This window comes from Microbacterium salitolerans (genome assembly GCF_019720895.1).
Lineage (GTDB): Bacteria > Actinomycetota > Actinomycetes > Actinomycetales > Microbacteriaceae > Microbacterium.
In genome coordinates this window covers 253,385-270,110 of sequence record NZ_JAHKSH010000005.1, presented here as the reverse complement: position 1 = coordinate 270,110, position 16,726 = coordinate 253,385, and the positions used below count along the sequence as shown (strand labels likewise).

18 protein-coding genes are annotated in these 16,726 nt (G+C 69.4%); 11 read left to right on the top strand and 7 right to left on the bottom strand.

The genetic code is table 11. The features are described from left to right. The first annotated feature begins 16 nt into the window (after positions 1–16). Positions 17–976 carry a DMT family transporter gene (locus tag KOL93_RS13270; RefSeq protein ID WP_221585868.1) on the top strand — a complete coding sequence of 320 codons (960 nt, stop codon included), beginning with the start codon at positions 17–19 and terminating at the stop codon, positions 974–976. Position 977: 1 nt separating this feature from the next. On the opposite strand, the gene msrB is transcribed toward KOL93_RS13270, so the two are convergent. Further along, positions 978–1,382, bottom strand: coding sequence for a peptide-methionine (R)-S-oxide reductase MsrB (msrB, locus tag KOL93_RS13265; protein ID WP_221585867.1), 405 nt, complete (start codon positions 1,380–1,382; stop codon positions 978–980). Positions 1,383–1,455: 73 nt separating this feature from the next. Here msrB and KOL93_RS13260 point away from each other — a divergent pair, with 73 nt between their 5' ends. The 5 genes from KOL93_RS13260 to groL all read left to right on the top strand — a co-directional run bounded on the left by KOL93_RS13260 (position 1,456) and on the right by groL (position 5,474). Next, complete coding sequence (locus KOL93_RS13260) at positions 1,456–2,433, top strand: DUF2332 domain-containing protein (protein WP_221585866.1); 978 nt, start codon at positions 1,456–1,458, stop codon at positions 2,431–2,433. Positions 2,434–2,492: 59 nt separating this feature from the next. After that, positions 2,493–2,777: a DUF3263 domain-containing protein gene (locus KOL93_RS13255; RefSeq protein WP_221585865.1), complete on the top strand. Its 285-nt coding sequence runs from the start codon at positions 2,493–2,495 to the stop codon at positions 2,775–2,777. A 22-nt stretch (positions 2,778–2,799) separates the two neighbouring features. Continuing rightward, positions 2,800–3,348 (top strand): LytR C-terminal domain-containing protein, encoded by a 549-nt coding sequence (locus tag KOL93_RS13250; protein ID WP_221585864.1) that lies wholly within the window; start codon positions 2,800–2,802, stop codon positions 3,346–3,348. Positions 3,349–3,466: 118 nt separating this feature from the next. Next, a complete protein-coding gene (locus KOL93_RS13245) occupies positions 3,467–3,670 on the top strand; it encodes a cold-shock protein (protein WP_221585863.1) in 204 nt (67 codons plus the stop codon). Between the two features lie 181 nt (positions 3,671–3,851). Then, the gene (gene groL / locus KOL93_RS13240; RefSeq protein ID WP_221585862.1) at positions 3,852–5,474 is read left to right on the top strand and encodes a chaperonin GroEL; all 1,623 of its coding nucleotides are present in this window, start codon (positions 3,852–3,854) and stop codon (positions 5,472–5,474) included. A gap of 106 nt (positions 5,475–5,580) precedes the next feature. Here the strand turns inward: groL and KOL93_RS13235 are convergent, their stop codons facing one another. The 6 genes from KOL93_RS13235 to KOL93_RS13210 form a co-directional block, all read right to left on the bottom strand. After that, positions 5,581–5,868 carry a WXG100 family type VII secretion target gene (locus KOL93_RS13235; protein WP_221585861.1) on the bottom strand — a complete coding sequence of 96 codons (288 nt, stop codon included), beginning with the start codon at positions 5,866–5,868 and terminating at the stop codon, positions 5,581–5,583. Between the two features lie 134 nt (positions 5,869–6,002). Next, entirely contained in the window at positions 6,003–7,646 is a 1,644-nt protein-coding gene (locus KOL93_RS13230) for a HAMP domain-containing sensor histidine kinase (protein ID WP_221585860.1), read from the bottom strand. Between the two features lie 164 nt (positions 7,647–7,810). Continuing rightward, complete coding sequence (locus KOL93_RS13225; RefSeq protein WP_221585859.1) at positions 7,811–8,503, bottom strand: response regulator transcription factor; 693 nt, start codon at positions 8,501–8,503, stop codon at positions 7,811–7,813. Between the two features lie 101 nt (positions 8,504–8,604). Beyond that, positions 8,605–10,245, bottom strand: coding sequence for a DNA repair helicase XPB (locus KOL93_RS13220; RefSeq protein ID WP_221585858.1), 1,641 nt, complete (start codon positions 10,243–10,245; stop codon positions 8,605–8,607). 35 nt (positions 10,246–10,280) lie between these two features. Continuing rightward, a complete protein-coding gene (locus KOL93_RS13215; RefSeq protein ID WP_221585857.1) occupies positions 10,281–11,969 on the bottom strand; it encodes a helicase-associated domain-containing protein in 1,689 nt (562 codons plus the stop codon). 5 nt (positions 11,970–11,974) lie between these two features. Then, positions 11,975–12,238 (bottom strand): multidrug ABC transporter ATPase, encoded by a 264-nt coding sequence (locus tag KOL93_RS13210; protein ID WP_221585856.1) that lies wholly within the window; start codon positions 12,236–12,238, stop codon positions 11,975–11,977. Between the two features lie 112 nt (positions 12,239–12,350). Here KOL93_RS13210 and KOL93_RS13205 point away from each other — a divergent pair, with 112 nt between their 5' ends. From KOL93_RS13205 to KOL93_RS13185, 5 genes are all read left to right on the top strand, one after another. Next, a complete protein-coding gene (locus tag KOL93_RS13205) occupies positions 12,351–12,731 on the top strand; it encodes a cold-shock protein (RefSeq protein WP_221585855.1) in 381 nt (126 codons plus the stop codon). Continuing rightward, on the top strand, positions 12,715–13,263 hold the full coding sequence (locus KOL93_RS13200) for a DUF3027 domain-containing protein (RefSeq protein ID WP_221585854.1): 549 nt from the start codon (positions 12,715–12,717) through the stop codon (positions 13,261–13,263). The genes KOL93_RS13205 and KOL93_RS13200 overlap by 17 nt, the downstream gene beginning before the upstream one ends. A gap of 31 nt (positions 13,264–13,294) precedes the next feature. Next, positions 13,295–14,404 carry a phosphoserine transaminase gene (gene serC / locus KOL93_RS13195; RefSeq protein WP_221585853.1) on the top strand — a complete coding sequence of 370 codons (1,110 nt, stop codon included), beginning with the start codon at positions 13,295–13,297 and terminating at the stop codon, positions 14,402–14,404. A gap of 94 nt (positions 14,405–14,498) precedes the next feature. Further along, positions 14,499–15,197 (top strand): metal-dependent transcriptional regulator, encoded by a 699-nt coding sequence (locus tag KOL93_RS13190; protein WP_221585852.1) that lies wholly within the window; start codon positions 14,499–14,501, stop codon positions 15,195–15,197. Positions 15,198–15,433: 236 nt separating this feature from the next. After that, positions 15,434–16,363 carry a M23 family metallopeptidase gene (locus KOL93_RS13185; protein ID WP_221585851.1) on the top strand — a complete coding sequence of 310 codons (930 nt, stop codon included), beginning with the start codon at positions 15,434–15,436 and terminating at the stop codon, positions 16,361–16,363. The last annotated feature ends 363 nt before the right edge of the window (positions 16,364–16,726 follow it).

Sequence of the window (16,726 nt, the reverse complement as noted above, 5' to 3'; positions counted from 1 at the left end):
ATAACCTCGAGGGGTGATGGCTCACTCACCGGCGGCCCGCGCCTTCGCTCTCATCCTGGGGGTCGGCGGGGCGATCGCCGTCGGTGCGCTCACGGCCCTGCAGGCGCGCCTCAACGGCGTGCTCGGCACGGGCCTCGACGACGGCTTCTTCGCCGCGGCGATCTCGTTCGGCTCCGGCTTCCTGATCCTCGTCGTGCTCGCGCTGCTCCTGCCCTCGGGGCGCGCCGGGGTGCGGCGGCTGGTCGATGACGTCCGGGCTGGGCGGGTGCCGGCGTGGATGCTGTGCGGCGGCGCGGCGGGAGCGTTCAGCGTCGCGACACAGGGGCTCACGGTCGGAGTGATCGGCGTCGCGCTGTTCTCGGTCGGCATGATCGCGGGGCAGACGGTGAACGGGCTCGTCCTCGACCGGGTCGGCTTCAGCCCCGCTGGCGTGGCCCCGGTCACGATCGGTCGGCTCGTGGGCGCCGTCCTCGTCGTCGCGGCTGTCGTCGTCTCGCTGGGCGGCGGGGTGATCGGAGCCGTGCCCGCATGGATGCTCGTGCTGCCGTTCCTCGTCGGCGCGGGCGTCGCATGGCAGACCGCGACCAACGGCCGACTGCGCCTCACGATCGGATCGGCGCTCACGGCGACGCTCGTCAACTTCGCCGGAGGGCTGGGGATCCTCGTGATCGCCGCGCTGATCAGCGTCGGAGCCACGGGGTGGCCCACCGCCTTCCCGACTGAGCCGTGGGTCTACACCGGCGGGGCGCTCGGGGTCACCTACATCTTCATCTCGGCCGCGCTCACGCCGCGGACCGGGGTGCTCATCATGACGCTCGGATCCGTGCTCGGCATGCTCACATCGTCCGTCGTGTTCGACCTCATCTGGCGACCTGCTCTTCCCGCGGATCCGTGGCGTCAGACGGCCATGGTCGCGCTGGCGCTCGCCGGAGTGGCGACAGCGGTCGCGCCGTGGCACCGGCTCCGGCGGCGCTGAGTCAGTCGTCCTGCGGAGCGAAGTTCAGCGACAGCGAGTTCATGCAGTAGCGGTCGCCCGTGGGCGTGCCGAATCCGTCGGGGAACACGTGGCCGAGGTGCGAACCGCACTTCGCACAGCGCACCTCGGTGCGCTGCATGCCGTGGCTGCTGTCGTCGAGCAGCTGCACGGCGTCGGGACGCACCGACTCGTAGAAGCTCGGCCATCCGCAGTGCGAGTCGAACTTGGTGCCGCTCTGGAACAGCTCGGCGTCGCAGGCGGCGCACGTGTAGAGCCCGGCGCGCTCCTCGTCCAGCAGCTCGCCCGTCCACGCGCGTTCCGTGCCCGCCTCGCGCAGCACTGCGTACTGCTCGGGCGTCAGCTCGCTGCGCCACTCCTCATCGGACTTCTCGACGTCGTAACCCATGTGATCCAGGGTACGTCGGCGCGCGGGCACGAGGGCGGAGATGACGCGCGGCGACGCGGGGCAGGATGGGGGGATGGCACCCCCGTCTGTGACCGACGATGTGATGGCCCGCTACGCGCGCTTCGCGCGCGACGAGGCGCCGGGGCGCAGCGACGTGTACGCCGACTGGGCGCGCGGCGTCGCCGGTGACGACGAGCTCGCCGCGATCCTCGCGCCCCTGCCTGCGCCGCACCGGCAGCCGCCGGTCGTGTTCGCGGTCACGCGTCTGCTCGGTGCCCCGGTCGCGGCATACGCGGAGTGGGCGAGGTTCGTCCGCGAGAACGCCGCGCGGGTCGTCGCAGAGTGCGCCGTCCGCACGACGCAGACGAACGAGCCGCTCCGGTGCGCGCCGCTCGTCGCGGCACTCGAGCGGATCCCGGGACCCATCGCGCTGCTCGAGATCGGCGCATCGGCGGGGCTGTGCCTGTTCCCCGATCGATATGCCTATCGATTCGGCACGTCGGACGGAGCCGTTCAAGCGCTGGGGGCCGGTGCCGTTCGGCTCGACGCGGAGCTGCAGGGCGGATTCGCGGTGCCGCAGCGATTGCCCGACGTCGTCTGGCGCGCGGGGATCGACGTCCAGCCCCGGGACCCGCGGGTCGCGGAGAACCGCGACTGGATCGCGTCGCTCGTGTGGCCAGGGGAGACGGAGCGGCAGGCGCGGGTGGCGGCCGCGCTCGAGGTCGCACGGCAGGATCCGCCGCTCCTCATCGAGGGAGATGCCGCCGAGGAGGGCGTGCTCGCCGACCTGGCGTCGCGGGCCCCGCGCGATGCGACCCTCGTGATCGCGACGCCCGGGGTCCTGCCGCACGTTCCGCGCGTCGCGCGCGAACGGCTCATCGCGCGGATCCGGAAGATGGACGCCCGCTGGATCACGATCGACAGCCCCCGCCTCCACGACGCGTGGACGACGCCTCTCGATGCCGACGCGTGGGAGGGATTCGTCCTCGCGCTCGATGGAGAGCCGCTGGCCGCGGTGGATCCGCTCGGCTCCTGGATCCGCGCGGTGTGACGGTCCCGTCGACCGCGTGTCTCGGCGGCCGCTCAGCGGGAGCGGCATACCCTCGTGGCATGTCGGATGTGGATCTCGATCGACCACGCGCGGGCTCGGATCAGGAGGGGCTCGACGGCCTCTCGCGCGCGATCCTCGCCTTCGAGACCGAGTGGCCGAAGCAGAGCGATCAGAAGGAGCGCGCGATGCGCGAGCGCCTCGAGCTCGAGCCTGTGCGCTACTACCAGCTCCTCGGTCGACTCGTCGACGACCCCGCCGCACAAGCACACGCGCCCATGCTCATCGGCCGTCTGCGGCGTCTGCGGGAAGCGCGCGCCGCACGTCGGGCGCGTCTGCTTCGCTGACGCACGCACTACGATGACTCGGATGCCGCAGAACTCCTTCCCCCGGGATCGCTTCGATGACGTTCCGCGTGAGCCTGCGCGCATCGGCGCGCACCGGGCGCCGCACCCGCGATTCCGCTGGGTCGTCGTGCTTCTCTGGTGGCTGCTCGCGGTCCTGGTGCTGACCGGCGCGGGGATCCTCGGCTTCCTCGCGCTCTCGCAGAACGACACGATCGACCTGCCGTCACCGGGCTCCGCCGCCGAGCAGACGGCGGAGCCGGAAGCGGAGATCGACACGAGCTACGCCGTGCTCGTGCTCAATGGAACGGGCGACGACCAGGCTGCCGACGCCGTGCGCCAGAGCGTGCTCGACGCCGGTTGGGCGGAGGACGCCGTGGTCCCGTTCGACGCCGACGCGACCGATGTCGCGACGACGACCGTGTACTACAGCGACGAGGCCGATGCCGCGGCGGCGCGCGGGCTCGCCGGTGCCCTGGGCGTGGGCGCCGTGGAGCAGAACGCCGAGTTCGACGAGATGAGCGAGGGCGGCCTCACGGTCGTCGTCGGACTCGACCGTGTTTCCGCGCCGTAAACACCTCGGGTCGTGACCGTCAACGGCGGCCGGAACGTCGTCTGGGCGCGGACCCTCCTCGATAGCATCGCCGGAAGCACCCGATTGCAGGGTGGGTTCCGCACCATCAGGAGTGAGCATGGCCCAGGGCACAGTGAAGTGGTTCAACGCGGAGAAGGGGTTCGGATTCATCACCGTCGACGACGGTCAGGATGTCTTCGTCCACTACTCGAACATCGAGATGAGCGGCTTCCGCGTGCTCGATGAGGGACAGGCCGTCGAGTTCACCGTCGGCGCCGGCCAGAAGGGCCCGCAGGCCGAGACGGTTCGCCCGCTCGGCTGATCACCACCTCATTCACGGCGCCCCGCGATCCGATCGCGGGGCGCCGTGGTCGTGTGCGGTGTGCGTCGGGCACGCGGAAAGAAGTTTGCACTCATGGGGGTCGAGTGCCAGAATGCCATTAGCACTCGGCCCGACTGAGTGCTAAAGACCACACGCCTACGTCCGGGAGGGACGACAACACATGGCAAAGATGATCGCTTTCGACGAGGAGGCTCGTCGCGGCCTCGAGCGCGGCCTCAACCAGCTGGCCGACGCCGTCAAGGTGACGCTCGGCCCGCGCGGCCGCAACGTCGTGCTCGAGAAGAAGTGGGGCGCTCCCACCATCACGAACGACGGTGTGTCGATCGCCAAGGAGATCGAGCTCGACGACCCCTACGAGAAGATCGGCGCCGAGCTGGTCAAGGAGGTCGCCAAGAAGACCGACGACGTCGCCGGTGACGGCACGACGACGGCAACCGTCCTCGCCCAGGCGCTCGTCCGCGAGGGCCTCCGCAACGTCGCAGCCGGCGCCGACCCCGTCGGTCTGAAGCGCGGCATCGAGAAGGCCGTCCAGGCCGTCACGGCCGAGCTCCTCGCCGGTGCGAAGGAGATCGAGTCGAAGGACGAGATCGGCGCCACGGCTTCGATCTCGGCGGCAGACCCCGAGATCGGCGAGCTCATCGCGCAGGCGATCGACAAGGTCGGCAAGGAGGGCGTCGTCACGGTCGAGGAGGCTCAGGCCTTCGGCACCGAGCTCGAGCTCACCGAGGGTATGCGCTTCGACAAGGGCTACCTCAACCCCTACTTCGTCACCGACCCCGAGCGTCAGGAAGCGGTCTTCGAGGACCCGTACATCCTGATCGCGAACCAGAAGATCTCGAACATCAAGGATCTCCTGCCGGTCGTCGAGAAGGTCATGCAGGCGGGCAAGGAGCTCGTCATCATCGCCGAGGACGTCGAGGGCGAGGCTCTCGCGACGCTCGTGCTCAACAAGATCCGCGGCATCTTCAAGGCCGTCGCCGTCAAGGCGCCGGGCTTCGGCGACCGTCGCAAGGCCCAGCTGCAGGACATCGCGATCCTCACCGGCGGCCAGGTCATCACGGAAGAGGTCGGCCTCAAGCTCGAGAACACCGAGCTCGACCTCCTCGGCCGTGCGCGCAAGGTCATCGTCACGAAGGACGAGACGACGATCGTCGAGGGTGCGGGTGAGGCGTCGGCCATCGAGGGCCGCGTCACGCAGATCCGTCGTGAGATCGACGCGACCGACAGCGACTACGACCGCGAGAAGCTCCAGGAGCGCCTCGCCAAGCTCGCGGGCGGCGTCGCCGTCATCAAGGCGGGTGCGGCCACCGAGGTCGAGCTCAAGGAGCGCAAGCACCGCATCGAGGATGCCGTTCGCAACGCGAAGGCAGCCGTCGAGGAGGGCATCGTCCCCGGTGGTGGCGTCGCACTTCTCCAGGCCGCCAAGACGGCGTTCGAGAAGCTCACGCTCGAGGGCGACGAGTCGACCGGTGCGCGCATCGTGCGCGTCGCCATCGAGGCGCCGCTCAAGCAGATCGCGCTCAACGCGGGTCTCGAGCCGGGTGTCGTGGCGGCCAAGGTCGCCGAGCTCCCCTCGGGCCAGGGCCTCAACGCCGCGACGGGCGAGTACGTCGACATGCTGGCCGCCGGCATCATCGACCCCGCCAAGGTGACGCGTTCGGCTCTGCAGAACGCCGCGTCGATCGCGGGTCTGTTCCTCACGACCGAGGTCGTCGTGGCCGAGAAGCCCGAGCCGGCCGGTGCCCCCGCGGGTGGCCCCGAGGCCGGCGGAATGGACTTCTGATCCACTCTCGCTGACGCGATTGCGGGGCGGCCCTTCTCCCACGGGAGGAGGGCCGCCCTTCTGCATGCGCAGGACAGGTCCAAGCGCGCGGAGGCGGGGTCTCGGATCAGCGGAACATGCCGGCGACGTCCTGCTCGACCTGCTGATAGCCGGATCCCGCCGCGCGGAGGCGGTGGGCGAGGTTCTGCAGCGCGTCCTCGACCTGCAGGTGCAGGGTCTGCCAGTCGGCGGCGAGCCCTTGGAATGCCTGCGACGCGCCTCCCTGCCAGCTCGCCTCGAGGTGCTGCACCTTCGACATGAGGAACGTGACCTCCGAGCGCAGACGCTCGGCCGCCGCCGTCACCTCGGCCTGGGTGGACATGACCATGTCGCTGTCAACTGTGAACTGGGCCATACGGGCTCCTTTCGTGTGGGTGCCCCCACGCTAGGAACGCCGCGGCCCCTCCCGCTCGACCGGATGGGCGGATCCTCAGATAACCTCACCGGATCCGCGATTGTGGACACGCTGCCTCGCGTGACACGCGCGTGTCAGGCCGGCTGATCGGCCAGCGGGAAGCCGACCTGGAACGTCGCGCCGCCGCCCGGAGTCTCGAACACCGAGACGGAGCCGTCGAGTCGCTCGACGATCGAGGCGACGATCGCGAGCCCCAGGCCGCTGCCGCCCGTCTCGCGCGTACGCGACGTGTCGGCGCGCCAGAAGCGCTCGAAGATCTTCCCGCGGATCTCCGGGGGGATCCCCTCGCCGTGATCGACGATCGAGATCCAGCCCATGTGCGTGTCGACGTCGACGCCGACCTCGAGCTCGATCGCGGAGTCGGGAGGACTGTAGCGACGCGCGTTGCCGAGCAGGTTCGATACGACCTGCTGGATCTTCTCCTCCGCACCGCGCACGATCGGGGGCACGTCGACGGGCTTGCCCTCCGTCGGCCCGGAGAAGTCCAGTGGCGCGATCTCCTCCCCGTGCGCGTCGTCGCCCTCGGTGGCGCCGTCCTCGCCCCGACGACGCAGAAACGCCCGCGTGGTGGCCTGCGCGCGGGAGAGGGCCGCGGAGCCCGCGCTCCACGCGCTCCGGATCGAGGCCGTCGGCGGCCCGGTCGCTGCCTCGGCGGAAGGGGCCGGAGGCTGCTCCTGTGCCGGGTCCATGGCGTCGCGTGCGCCGGACGAGATGATGGTGATCGGGCCCGTGAGCGCCTCGAAGGTCGTGTCGTTCACCGCGACCTGGCGACCGGGATCCGCCGCACGCACGTCCAGCGCCGCGTCGCTCGCCACCTGGCGCAGGTCGACGTCGGTGATCTCGAACGCCTTGCGCTCGTCCAGACGCGCGAGCGAGAGGAGATCCTCGACGAGGGAGGTCATGCGCTTGGCCTCCTTCTCGATGCGCTCCATCGCCTTGCCCGTGTCCTCATGGGTCTCGATGGCGCCCATGCGGAAGAGCTCGGCGTAGCCGCGCACACTCACCAGCGGCGTGCGCAGCTCGTGGCTCGCGTCGCCGATGAACCGGCGCATCTTCTCGACCGTCGCGTCGCGCTCGGCGAAGGAGTCGTCGAGGCGGTCGAGCATCGTGTTGATCGCGATCTTGAGGCGACCGACCTCGGTGGTCGGTTCGATGTCGGTCATGCGCTGCGCGAAGTCGCCGTCGGCGATGCGCATGGCGGTCGACTCGACCTGACCGAGGCGGCGGAACGCGAGCGTCACGAGCCAGCGCGTGACGAGCGCGCCCACGACGAGCGTCAGCACCGTCATCGTCGTGAAGACGCCGATGTACGTCGTGACGAAGGAGTCGACCTCGTTCAGCGGGAGCGCGACGAGCTGCGCGTACAGCGTGCTGCCCTCGGCCCCGTCGACCTGGATCGGCACGACGGCCGCGCGATAGCCGGATCCATCGACGGCGTCGAGCGAGAACGTGCGGTCCTGATTGAGGAACGCGTCCTGCACGCTGAGCTCCGTCGGGAACAGCGGTTCGCCGCCGGGGCCCTGATCGCCGCCCGCGACGTCGACGAGCGTGCCCGTCTCGTCGTACATCGCGACGATGTACTCGGTGCGCGGCTCAGGATTCTTCGCGCGGACGGAGACGCTGCCCGGCTCGTCGCCCTCGACGATGTCGAAGACCGTCTCGTAGACGTCGGTTCCCGTGAGCTGCTGGACGGACGAGTCGACATAGCCGGACAGCATGGACTTCAGGACGGGCGTCGACCCGACGCCCGCCGAGATCAGGCCGGCCGCGAGGACGCCGACCGTGACGCCCGTGACCTTCGAGCGCAGGCTGCGGCGGCGCCACCAGCGGGTGAAGGCGTCGGAGCGGGCGGCCAGGGCAGATGTCCTTCAGGGAGTGGGGGTCAGGCCTTGTCGACCTTGAGCATGTATCCGAAGCCGCGCTTGGTCTGGATGAGCGACTCGGACGCGTGGGGATCGATCTTGCGGCGCAGGTACGAGATGTAGCTCTCGACGATGCCCGCATCGCCGTTGAAATCGTACTCCCAGACGTGATCGAGGATCTGCGCCTTCGACAGGACGCGGTTGGGGTTGAGCATGAGGTACCGCAGCAGCTTGAACTCGGTGGGGCTGAGGTCGATGGCGGTGTCCCCGACGTACACGTCGTGCGTGTCCTGGTCCATCGTCAGCTCGCCCGTGCGGATGACCGACTCTTCCTCGTCGGACTGCATCGTGCGGCGAAGGACCGCCTGGATGCGCGCGACGATCTCGTCGAGACTGAACGGCTTCGTGACGTAGTCGTCGCCGCCGGCGTTGAGGCCCTTGATCTTGTCGTCGGTCTCGTCTTTCGCGGTGAGGAAGATGATGGGCGCGGTGTACCCCGCGTCGCGCAGACGCTTGGTCACGCTGAACCCGTTCATGTCGGGGAGCATGACGTCGAGCACGATCAGATCGGGCTCCTCCTCGAGCACTGCCGAGATCGTCTGTGCGCCGTTGATGACGGTCCTCACCTGGAATCCGGCGAATCGCAGGCTCTGCGAGAGCAGGTCGCGGATGTTCGGCTCGTCGTCGACTACGAGGATGCGCGGTGCGGTCATGCCCCCATTATGTCGACGAATGGACCCGATGTGGTGCGTTCGGCGCGCTGATCGCGGGAATCCATCACCGGATCCACTCGTCGATGCCGTGTCTCGACTGGTCAGGCGGCCAGATCGTGAGTGTCGAGGATCGTGTAGCTGTATCCCTGCTCCGCGAGGAAGCGCTGCCGGTTCTGGGCGAAATCCTGGTCGACCGTGTCGCGCGCGATGAGCGTGTAGAAGCTCGCCGTGTGGTCCGATTGCTTGGGCCGCAGGAGCCGTCCGAGCCGCTGCGCCTCCTCCTGGCGCGAGCCGAAGGAGCCGGACACCTGGATGGCGACGGAGGCCTCTGGCAGGTCGACGGAGAAGTTCGCGACCTTCGACACGACGAGGAGGCTCAGGGATCCCTCGCGGAACTCCTGGAACAGTCGCTCGCGGTCGTCGACCGGGGTGGAGCCCGTGATCTGCGGCGCGTCGAGCGCGTCACTCAGCTCGTCGAGCTGATCGAGATACTGACCGATCACGAGGATCTGCTCACCGGGGTGTCGCGCAATGATCTCGCGCACGGCATCGATCTTGGCGGGAGCCGTGGCGGCGAGTCGGTAGCGCGCATCGTCCGGCGCCGCCGCGTACTCGAGGCGTTCCGAGGCAGGAAGGTCGACGCGCACCTCGTAGCAGGCGGCGGGGGAGATATAGCCCTGCGCCTCGATCTCCTTCCACGGCGCGTCGAATCGCTTGGGGCCGATGAGGCTGAACACATCGCCCTCGCGTCCGTCCTCGCGCACGAGCGTGGCGGTCAGGCCGAGACGGCGACGGGCCTGCAGGTCGGCCGTGAGCTTGAACACGGGGGCGGGGAGCAGGTGCACCTCGTCGTAGACGATGAGTCCCCAGTCGAGGGCGTCGAGCACGTCGAGATGCGCATACTCGCCCTTCCTCTTCGATGTGAGGATCTGATAGGTCGCGATGGTGACGGGCTTGATCTCCTTGATCTGGCCCGAGTACTCGCCGATCTCGTCCTCTGTGAGCGACGTGCGCGCGAGCAGCTCGTCGCGCCACTGCCGGGCCGAGACGGTGTTCGTCACGAGAATCAGCGTCGTCGTCCCCGTCGCCGCCATCGCCCCCGCGCCGACGAGCGTCTTGCCCGCGCCGCACGGCAGGACCACGACGCCGGATCCGTCGTGCGAGAACGTGTCGACGGCCTGCTGCTGGTACGGCCGGAGATGCCAGTCGCTCTGGTCGAGCGAGATCTCATGAGGTGTGCCCGGCGTGTAGCCGGCCAGATCCTCGGCAGGCCAGCCGATCTTGAGCAGCTCCTGCTTGATCTGGCCGCGCGCCCATGCGTCCACGACGTGCGTGTCGGGATCCGGGTGCCCGATCAGGAGATTCTGGATGCGCTTGTTGCGCGACACCTCGCGCAGCACGGCGCGGTCGGATGACTTCAGCAGGAGCTCGCCGTCGTCGCCGCGTTCGATCGTGAGGCGACCATAGCGATCGACCGTCTCGCGCAGGTCGGTCGACACCGACGGCGGGACGGGGAACCGGGTCCATCGCTCGAGCGTCGCGAGCATGTCGTCGGCGGTGTGGCCGGCGGCGCGCGCATTCCACAGGCCGAGACGCGTGATGCGGTAGGTGTGGATGTGCTCGGGAGCGCGCTCGAGCTCGGCGAACACCGCCAGTTCGTGGCGTGCGGTCTCGGCGTCCGCATGCGCGACCTCGAGGAGCACGGTGCGGTCGCTCTGGACGATCAGGGGGCCATCAGCCATAGCAGTCGAGTCTACCGTCGTACCGTGCGATCGGGTCAGAGGCGTCGTACCGTGCGGATCAGTGAGACCGGGAGAGTGCGCTCGACGTCGGCCTTGGCGTCGCGTCCGCGCAGCCGGCCTCCGCCGAGGCCGGTCGCCTCGAGGGTCAGCTCGCGCACGCTGCCGTCGGGCATGTTCACCTCGATCGCGAGCGTCGCCCGGTCCTTGATCGCCGTGTCCAGCTCGCGGTCCATCCACGCCGCGTCGGCGTCGCCGCCCTGACCGTCGTGGAGCCGGCTGATGAGATCGGCGAAGTCGTGAGCGGCGTCGCCCGCCGGCGCGAGACGGTGGCGGTCGAGGGGGATCATGTCGCCCGCGTCGTCGATCGCGACGACGGGGTAGCGCGCGTCGGCGAGCGCCCAGTAGACGGCGTCGCGGGGTGCGCGGCTGCGCAGCATGGCCCCGTCGAGCACGAGCCCGATCGCCTGCAGCGACTGGTCGACCGAGAGCGTGCGCACCAGGTCGTGATCGCGGCTCGAGACGACGGTGTGACCCATCGTCGGGTCGAGGGACACGCGGATGAGCCCGTGGCGATCGGCGGCGCGGTGCAGCAGATAGTCGAGCGGCTGCGGGACACCCGTGAGCGAGAGCCTCTCGAGGAACTCGTGCACCGTCTCAGACGTCTCGCCGGCGCTGAGGGCTCGCGAGATCGAGGCCTCCGTGAACCGATAGGTCGAGGCCTGCGCGTGCGACTCGCGCACGGCCATGCGGCGGAGGCGCACGTCCAGCGCGGGCGCGAGGGGGCCAGGGCTGATCGCCGTGAGGTCGTTCTGCAGGTAGACGTTCTCGACCTCGTGCGGCAGCAGCACGACGAGGGGAGTCGGTTCCGCGGCGGATCCCCGCCGCAGCGTCGTCGCCCACGTCGGCTCCGCGGGCTGCTCTCCGTCGGCGACGAGACCGACGAGGCGCGCGAACTCGATCCAGCCGCGTGCCTTGTCCGGCCACGTCTCGTCGAGCGGATACGCGTCGGGCCAGAGCGCCGGGTCGATCCAGCCGCCCTCTGCCGTGCGCAGAGCCGCGGGAAGGGCGTCGCGCAGGCGTTCGGCGAGCTCCGCCCACCGGGCGGGGGTCGACTGCTGCACCCACGCCGCGCCGGCCTCTGTGGTGTGGATGCGTCTCTCATGTCCGCGCATGAGGCCGGTCGCGGACGCGAGCCGCATGAGGGCCTCTGCCTCCTCGGGCGTCTGCACGATCTGCTGCTCCGCGAGGTGGCGCCGATCGGCTGCCCCCATGGCGCCGGTGCCGACGCGTGCGAGGGGGGCCGTGAGCGCCTGGATCATGATGTCGGCGAGCGCCGTGATCGTCGTGAACGCGCGCTCTGCCGCGTGGCCGGCGGCGACCTCTTCGGCCGCCAGCGGCGTCGACGTGGGCGTCGGGGAGATGTCGGCGTCGCCGATCGCCTCGAGCACACCGGGAAGAGCGAGCCCCGCATCGTCGGTCAGGGTGAGCGAACGCAGAGGGGAGCCGCTCGTGAGCGCCGCCAGGTCGTCGCGCCCGAGCGCCGAGACCGCATGCACGATGGCGTCGTGCTGGAGCAGCGTCTCGGCGGCGTCGAAGAAGTCGCCCCACGACGACGCCGGCGGCGACGTGGGCGAGAGGCGCCGCTCGGTGAACAGCTTCGCGAGGTCATGGTCGTCGGCGGCGGCGAGCCGCTCGGCGATCAGCCGTGCCACGGTGCTGTTCACGCGCGTCACCTGCGGTTCGCCCTGCCGCGTCGGATGAAGCTCATGATGAGGAGGGCCAGCAGCAGCAGGAAGGAGACGACGGGGCCGACCATCTGCACGATGAACACCTGCGGCCAGACCCCGGAGGAGTAGTCCTCGACGCCGACGGCTCCCGCGATCATCACCGAGACGAAGCAGCCGATCGACAGCACGAGGATCCCCAGCGACATCATCGCCAGGATCTTGTCGACGCGGCGCACGGGGGGTGCGTCGCCGGGCTGTCTGCTCATCCCTCCCACAGTAGTGGACGGATCCGCCCCTGCGTCCGCCGCGCTAATCTGATTGCGGGGGATCAAGCCGATCCCTCTTCTGATGTTCACGGCAGTTCACAGCGAGGTCAGTATGCCCACCGGCAAGGTCAGGTTCTACGACGAGGACAAGGGCTTCGGGTTCATCACGTCCGACGACGGGCAGGATGTCTTCCTTCACGCGAGTGCGGTGCCCGAGGGGGCGGCCGTCCGCAGCGGGACGCGCCTCGAATTCGGCGTCGCCGACGGTCGTCGCGGGCCGTCCGCGCTGTCGGTGCGTGTGCTCGACGCTCCTCCGAGCGCGGTCAAGGCGAAGCGCAAGAGCGCCGACGATATGGCCGTGATCGTCGAGGACCTCGTGCGTCTGCTCGACGACATGGGCGGCGACCTGCGACGCGGCCGCTACCCCTCCAAACCCCATGCCCGCAAGATTGCGGCCGTTCTCCGGAAGGTCGCCGATGACATCGACGTCTGAGCTCGATTCCCGCCTCGTCGAGGCCCACGACCTCGCGCGGTCTGCCCTGTTCGAGATCACGCCCGAGGCGACCGTGGGGGAGCCCGCAGGCTACCGCGCGCACGACGACGGCGTCGTCTCGCTGCGGTTCGCGAATGAGATGCCCGGCTACCCCGGCTGGTTCTGGACGGTGTCGGTCGCGGCGGTCGAGGGCGAGGACCCGACGGTGCTCGAGGCTGAGCTGCTGCCGGGTGACGAGGCGCTCGTCGCGCCGGAGTGGATCCCGTGGTCTCAGCGCCTCGAAGAGTACAAGGCCGCGCAGGCGGCCGCCGCGGCGGAGTCAGACGATGACTCCGAGGACGACGACGAGGACGACGACGAGCTCCACGACGACGGATCGTCCATCCTGCACGCGGGCGACGTCGACGGGGTCGACATCGATGAGCTCGACGACAGCGGCGACGAGTCGGAAGACGAGGACGACGAGGACGACGACGAGGACGACGAGGACGACGACCACGACACCGTTTCGGACGGTGACGGCACCGACTGAGAGAGGTCCGCGCGGCCAATAGGATGGCCGCATGACGCTCCAGATCCCCGCAGAACTCCTGCCCGCCGACGGTCGCTTCGGCAGCGGCCCGTCGAAGGTGCGCGACGCGCAGCTGTCCGCCCTCCTCGAGGCGGGATCCACGGTTCTCGGCACGTCGCACCGACAGGCCCCGGTGAAGAACCTCGTCGGCAGCGTGCGCGAGCGCCTTGTCGAGCTTCTCCGTCTCCCGGAGGGGTACGAGGTCGTCCTCGGCAATGGCGGATCCACGGCATTCTGGGACGCGGCGGCGTTCGGGCTGATCGAGAAGCGCAGCCAGAACCTCGCGTTCGGGGAGTTCGGCGGAAAGTTCGCGAGCGCCGCGGGCGCTCCGTGGCTCGAGGCGCCCGACGTGCGTCAGGCAGAGCCCGGTTCGATCGCGACGCCCCAGCCGGTCGCCGGCGTCGATGTGTACGCATGGCCGCACAACGAGACGTCGACCGGTGCGTACGCGCCGATCGCACGCGTCGCCGGCGACGACGGTGCGCTCACCGTCATCGACGCGACGAGCGCGGCGGGCGGCATCGACTTCGATGCGGCGCAGGCCGATGTCTACTACTTCGCGCCCCAGAAGAACTTCGGATCCGATGGGGGGCTGTGGCTCGCGGCGGTCTCGCCCGCAGCGATCGAGCGCATCGAGCGCATCGCGGCCTCGGGGCGCTACATCCCCGCGTCGCTCGACCTGAAGACGGCCGTCGACAACTCGCGCAAGAACCAGACATACAACACGCCCGCGCTCGCGACGCTGCACCTGCTCGACAGCCAGCTCGGGTGGATCCTCGAGAACGGCGGCCTCACGTGGGCCGATGCCCGTACGCGGGAGTCCTCTGGCGTGCTCTACGACTGGGCGGAGCGCTCGGACGTCGCGATGCCGTTCGTCGTCGATGCCGCGCATCGATCGCCGGTCGTCGCGACCATCGACTTCGACGAGAGCATCGACGCGGCGGCGATCGCCCAGACGCTGCGCGCCAACGGCATCGTCGACACGGAGCCCTACCGCAAGCTCGGCCGCAACCAGCTGCGGGTGTCGACGTTCGTGTCGATCGACCCCGATGATGTGCGCCGGCTCGTGCAGAGCATCGACTTCGTCCTCGCGAACAGCTGACGGTCTTCTGCGATCCTCACCTCCCCGGAGCCACGTACGCTGGTGGGAGGTGAGGATCGCCTTACCCGTTCTCCCTCGTGACGAAAGCGCCGTGATGACCGACCTGATCGATACCACCGAGATGTACCTCCGCACCGTGCTCGAGCTGGAGGAGGAGGGGATCGTCCCCCTGCGCGCGCGGATCTCGGAGCGCCTCGGTCACTCGGGACCGACGGTGTCGCAGACCGTCGGGCGCATGGAGCGCGACGGTCTCATCCGCGTCGGAGACGACCGTCGTCTCGTGCTCACCGACGATGGTCGTCGCAAGGCCATCGAGGTCATGCGCAAGCACCGGCTCGCAGAGCGCCTCCTGAGCGATGTCATCGGGCTCGACTGGGCTTACGTGCACGAAGAGGCCTGTCGCTGGGAGCACGTCATGAGCGAACTCGTCGAGCGCCGCCTCGTCGAGCTGCTCGGCCACCCTGACGAGTCGCCGTACGGCAACCCCATTCCCGGCCTCGGTGAGATCGGCGAGGTCGACTCGCTGACGACCTTCGATGAGGGCGTCATCGGCGTCGTCAAGAAGCTCGACGCCGAGGGGCAGCCCGTGCGCGGCACCGTGCGCCGTCTTGCCGAGCCGGTGCAGGTGGATCCCGAGCTGCTGCAGCAGCTGCGCGAAGCCGGCGTCGTTCCGGGTGCGCATGGCGACTTCCGCTACAGCGAGGGCTATGTGCTGGTGCAGATGGATGATGTCGACTCGGCGCTCGAGCTGCCGATCGAGATGGCCTCGCACGTCTTCCTCGTCTCGGAATGACGCGGAAACACGCGCCCTGAGGGCCGGAATCCCGCTGGCCGGGAGTTTCTCAGGCCGCGAGCGTGACATTTTCGTTATCTTTCGTTACCGTATAGCGATGCCCCGCCACCCGTGCGGGGTCGCTCTGTGGGAAATCGCCTCGTGTGGTTCGCCCTTCTTGCAGAGTCTCACTGTGCCCCCAACCCAGTGCTGGCGAACCGACGTACCCGAACGTGAGGCGACGGAGGAACCCGATTTTGGCTGAAAACGAGACGACGCGCGACGAGATCGCCCGCCCCGACGAGGCGCACTCACCCGACGCGCGCACCCTGGACAGCCGCAAGATGCTCGCGGCCGCTCGCAAGGAGGTCCGCCTCGCAGAGCGCGCGACGCGCAAGACCGATGCGAAGGGCTCGCGGCGGTTCACGCCTGTTCGCGCAGTCGGCACGCTGGCCGCGGTCTGCGCACTGATCGCGGGCGTCGCGATCCCCGCCTACGCCGCGACGCAGCAGGACGAGAGCGGTGCAACAGCCGTCGACGTCCGTGACGTGGCCGAGGGCGAAGCTCAGGCCTTCGAGGCCAGCGCCGATGTGACGCAGTCCTCGCTCGATGCGACGACCTACTCGGCCACGAGCGCCGAAGAGATCGAGAAGATCGAGGCCGAGCGCGAGGCGGTCAAGCGCGCGAAGGAGCAGCAGCGCCAGGCAGAGGAAGAGGCGCAGCGCCAGGAGGAGGCCGCGGGAGTTCCCGCCGGCATCCCCGCGGATCCGGCCGCCCCGGCAGCTCCGGCGGCACCGCCTGCCTCATCGGGTGGGGCGACCATGCCGCTGCCCGGTGGATACACCGTCGGCCAGAGCCTCGGCTCGGGCCGCGGTCACGAGGGCCTCGACCTGCTGACCGCCACGGGCACGCCGATCTACGCCGTGCACGACTGCTCGGTGGTCTCGTCCGGGTGGTCGGGAGCGTACGGCAACCTCGTCACGCTGAGCTGCAACGTCGATGGCAGCCAGATCGAGATCCGCAACGGGCACATGACGTCGACGGCCGTCAGTGTCGGTCAGACGGTGTCGGCGGGCCAGGTCATCGGCTACGTCGGCTCCACAGGCCGTTCGACCGCCCCGCACCTCCACATCGAGATCCGCATCAACGGCGGTCTCATCGATCCGCTGTACTACCTCCCGATGTGATCTGATCCCGGCTTCACGAAACGCCCGTCTCGCTTGTGCGAGGCGGGCGTTTCGCGTTGCGGGGCCGGGACGCCGGGAGAATTCACCTCCGCTTCGACATTCGGGCGTGTCGGGTGCGCTACTCTGTTCGCGTCGTCGCAGGAAGACGCGCGAAAGGAACCGAGCCCATGGACAGGCACCCACGCATCCGAACCACGGATGCGCTCGGACGCTACGTTCTGAGGCATTGTGTGCAAGGGGTCCACGACGTGTTCGTGGCCTGCACGAGGGCGCTGTCTGGACGACAGCGCCTTTTTTCGTCTGTCGCGCCTGCCCGCGTCGGCCACCTGTCGGCCCCGGAAGCCATCCGGGATGTGGGGAAAG

Excerpts from the sequence above, each read along its gene's own strand:
- KOL93_RS13260 (WP_221585866.1), top strand. The coding sequence starts at position 1,456 with ATGGCACCCCCGTCTGTGACCGACGATGTGATGGCCCGCTACGCGCGC.
- KOL93_RS13270 (WP_221585868.1), top strand. The coding sequence starts at position 17 with ATGGCTCACTCACCGGCGGCCCGCGCCTTCGCTCTCATCCTGGGGGTC.
- KOL93_RS13200 (WP_221585854.1), top strand. The coding sequence starts at position 12,715 with ATGACATCGACGTCTGAGCTCGATTCCCGCCTCGTCGAGGCCCACGAC.
- groL (WP_221585862.1), top strand. The coding sequence starts at position 3,852 with ATGGCAAAGATGATCGCTTTCGACGAGGAGGCTCGTCGCGGCCTCGAG.
- serC (WP_221585853.1), top strand. The coding sequence starts at position 13,295 with ATGACGCTCCAGATCCCCGCAGAACTCCTGCCCGCCGACGGTCGCTTC.
- KOL93_RS13245 (WP_221585863.1), top strand. The coding sequence starts at position 3,467 with ATGGCCCAGGGCACAGTGAAGTGGTTCAACGCGGAGAAGGGGTTCGGA.
- msrB (WP_221585867.1), bottom strand. The coding sequence starts at position 1,382 with ATGGGTTACGACGTCGAGAAGTCCGATGAGGAGTGGCGCAGCGAGCTG.
- KOL93_RS13230 (WP_221585860.1), bottom strand. The coding sequence starts at position 7,646 with ATGCTGTCCGGCTATGTCGACTCGTCCGTCCAGCAGCTCACGGGAACC.
- KOL93_RS13225 (WP_221585859.1), bottom strand. The coding sequence starts at position 8,503 with ATGACCGCACCGCGCATCCTCGTAGTCGACGACGAGCCGAACATCCGC.
- KOL93_RS13250 (WP_221585864.1), top strand. The coding sequence starts at position 2,800 with ATGCCGCAGAACTCCTTCCCCCGGGATCGCTTCGATGACGTTCCGCGT.
- KOL93_RS13255 (WP_221585865.1), top strand. The coding sequence starts at position 2,493 with ATGTCGGATGTGGATCTCGATCGACCACGCGCGGGCTCGGATCAGGAG.
- KOL93_RS13190 (WP_221585852.1), top strand. The coding sequence starts at position 14,499 with ATGACCGACCTGATCGATACCACCGAGATGTACCTCCGCACCGTGCTC.
- KOL93_RS13220 (WP_221585858.1), bottom strand. The coding sequence starts at position 10,245 with ATGGCTGATGGCCCCCTGATCGTCCAGAGCGACCGCACCGTGCTCCTC.
- KOL93_RS13205 (WP_221585855.1), top strand. The coding sequence starts at position 12,351 with ATGCCCACCGGCAAGGTCAGGTTCTACGACGAGGACAAGGGCTTCGGG.
- KOL93_RS13235 (WP_221585861.1), bottom strand. The coding sequence starts at position 5,868 with ATGGCCCAGTTCACAGTTGACAGCGACATGGTCATGTCCACCCAGGCC.
- KOL93_RS13210 (WP_221585856.1), bottom strand. The coding sequence starts at position 12,238 with ATGAGCAGACAGCCCGGCGACGCACCCCCCGTGCGCCGCGTCGACAAG.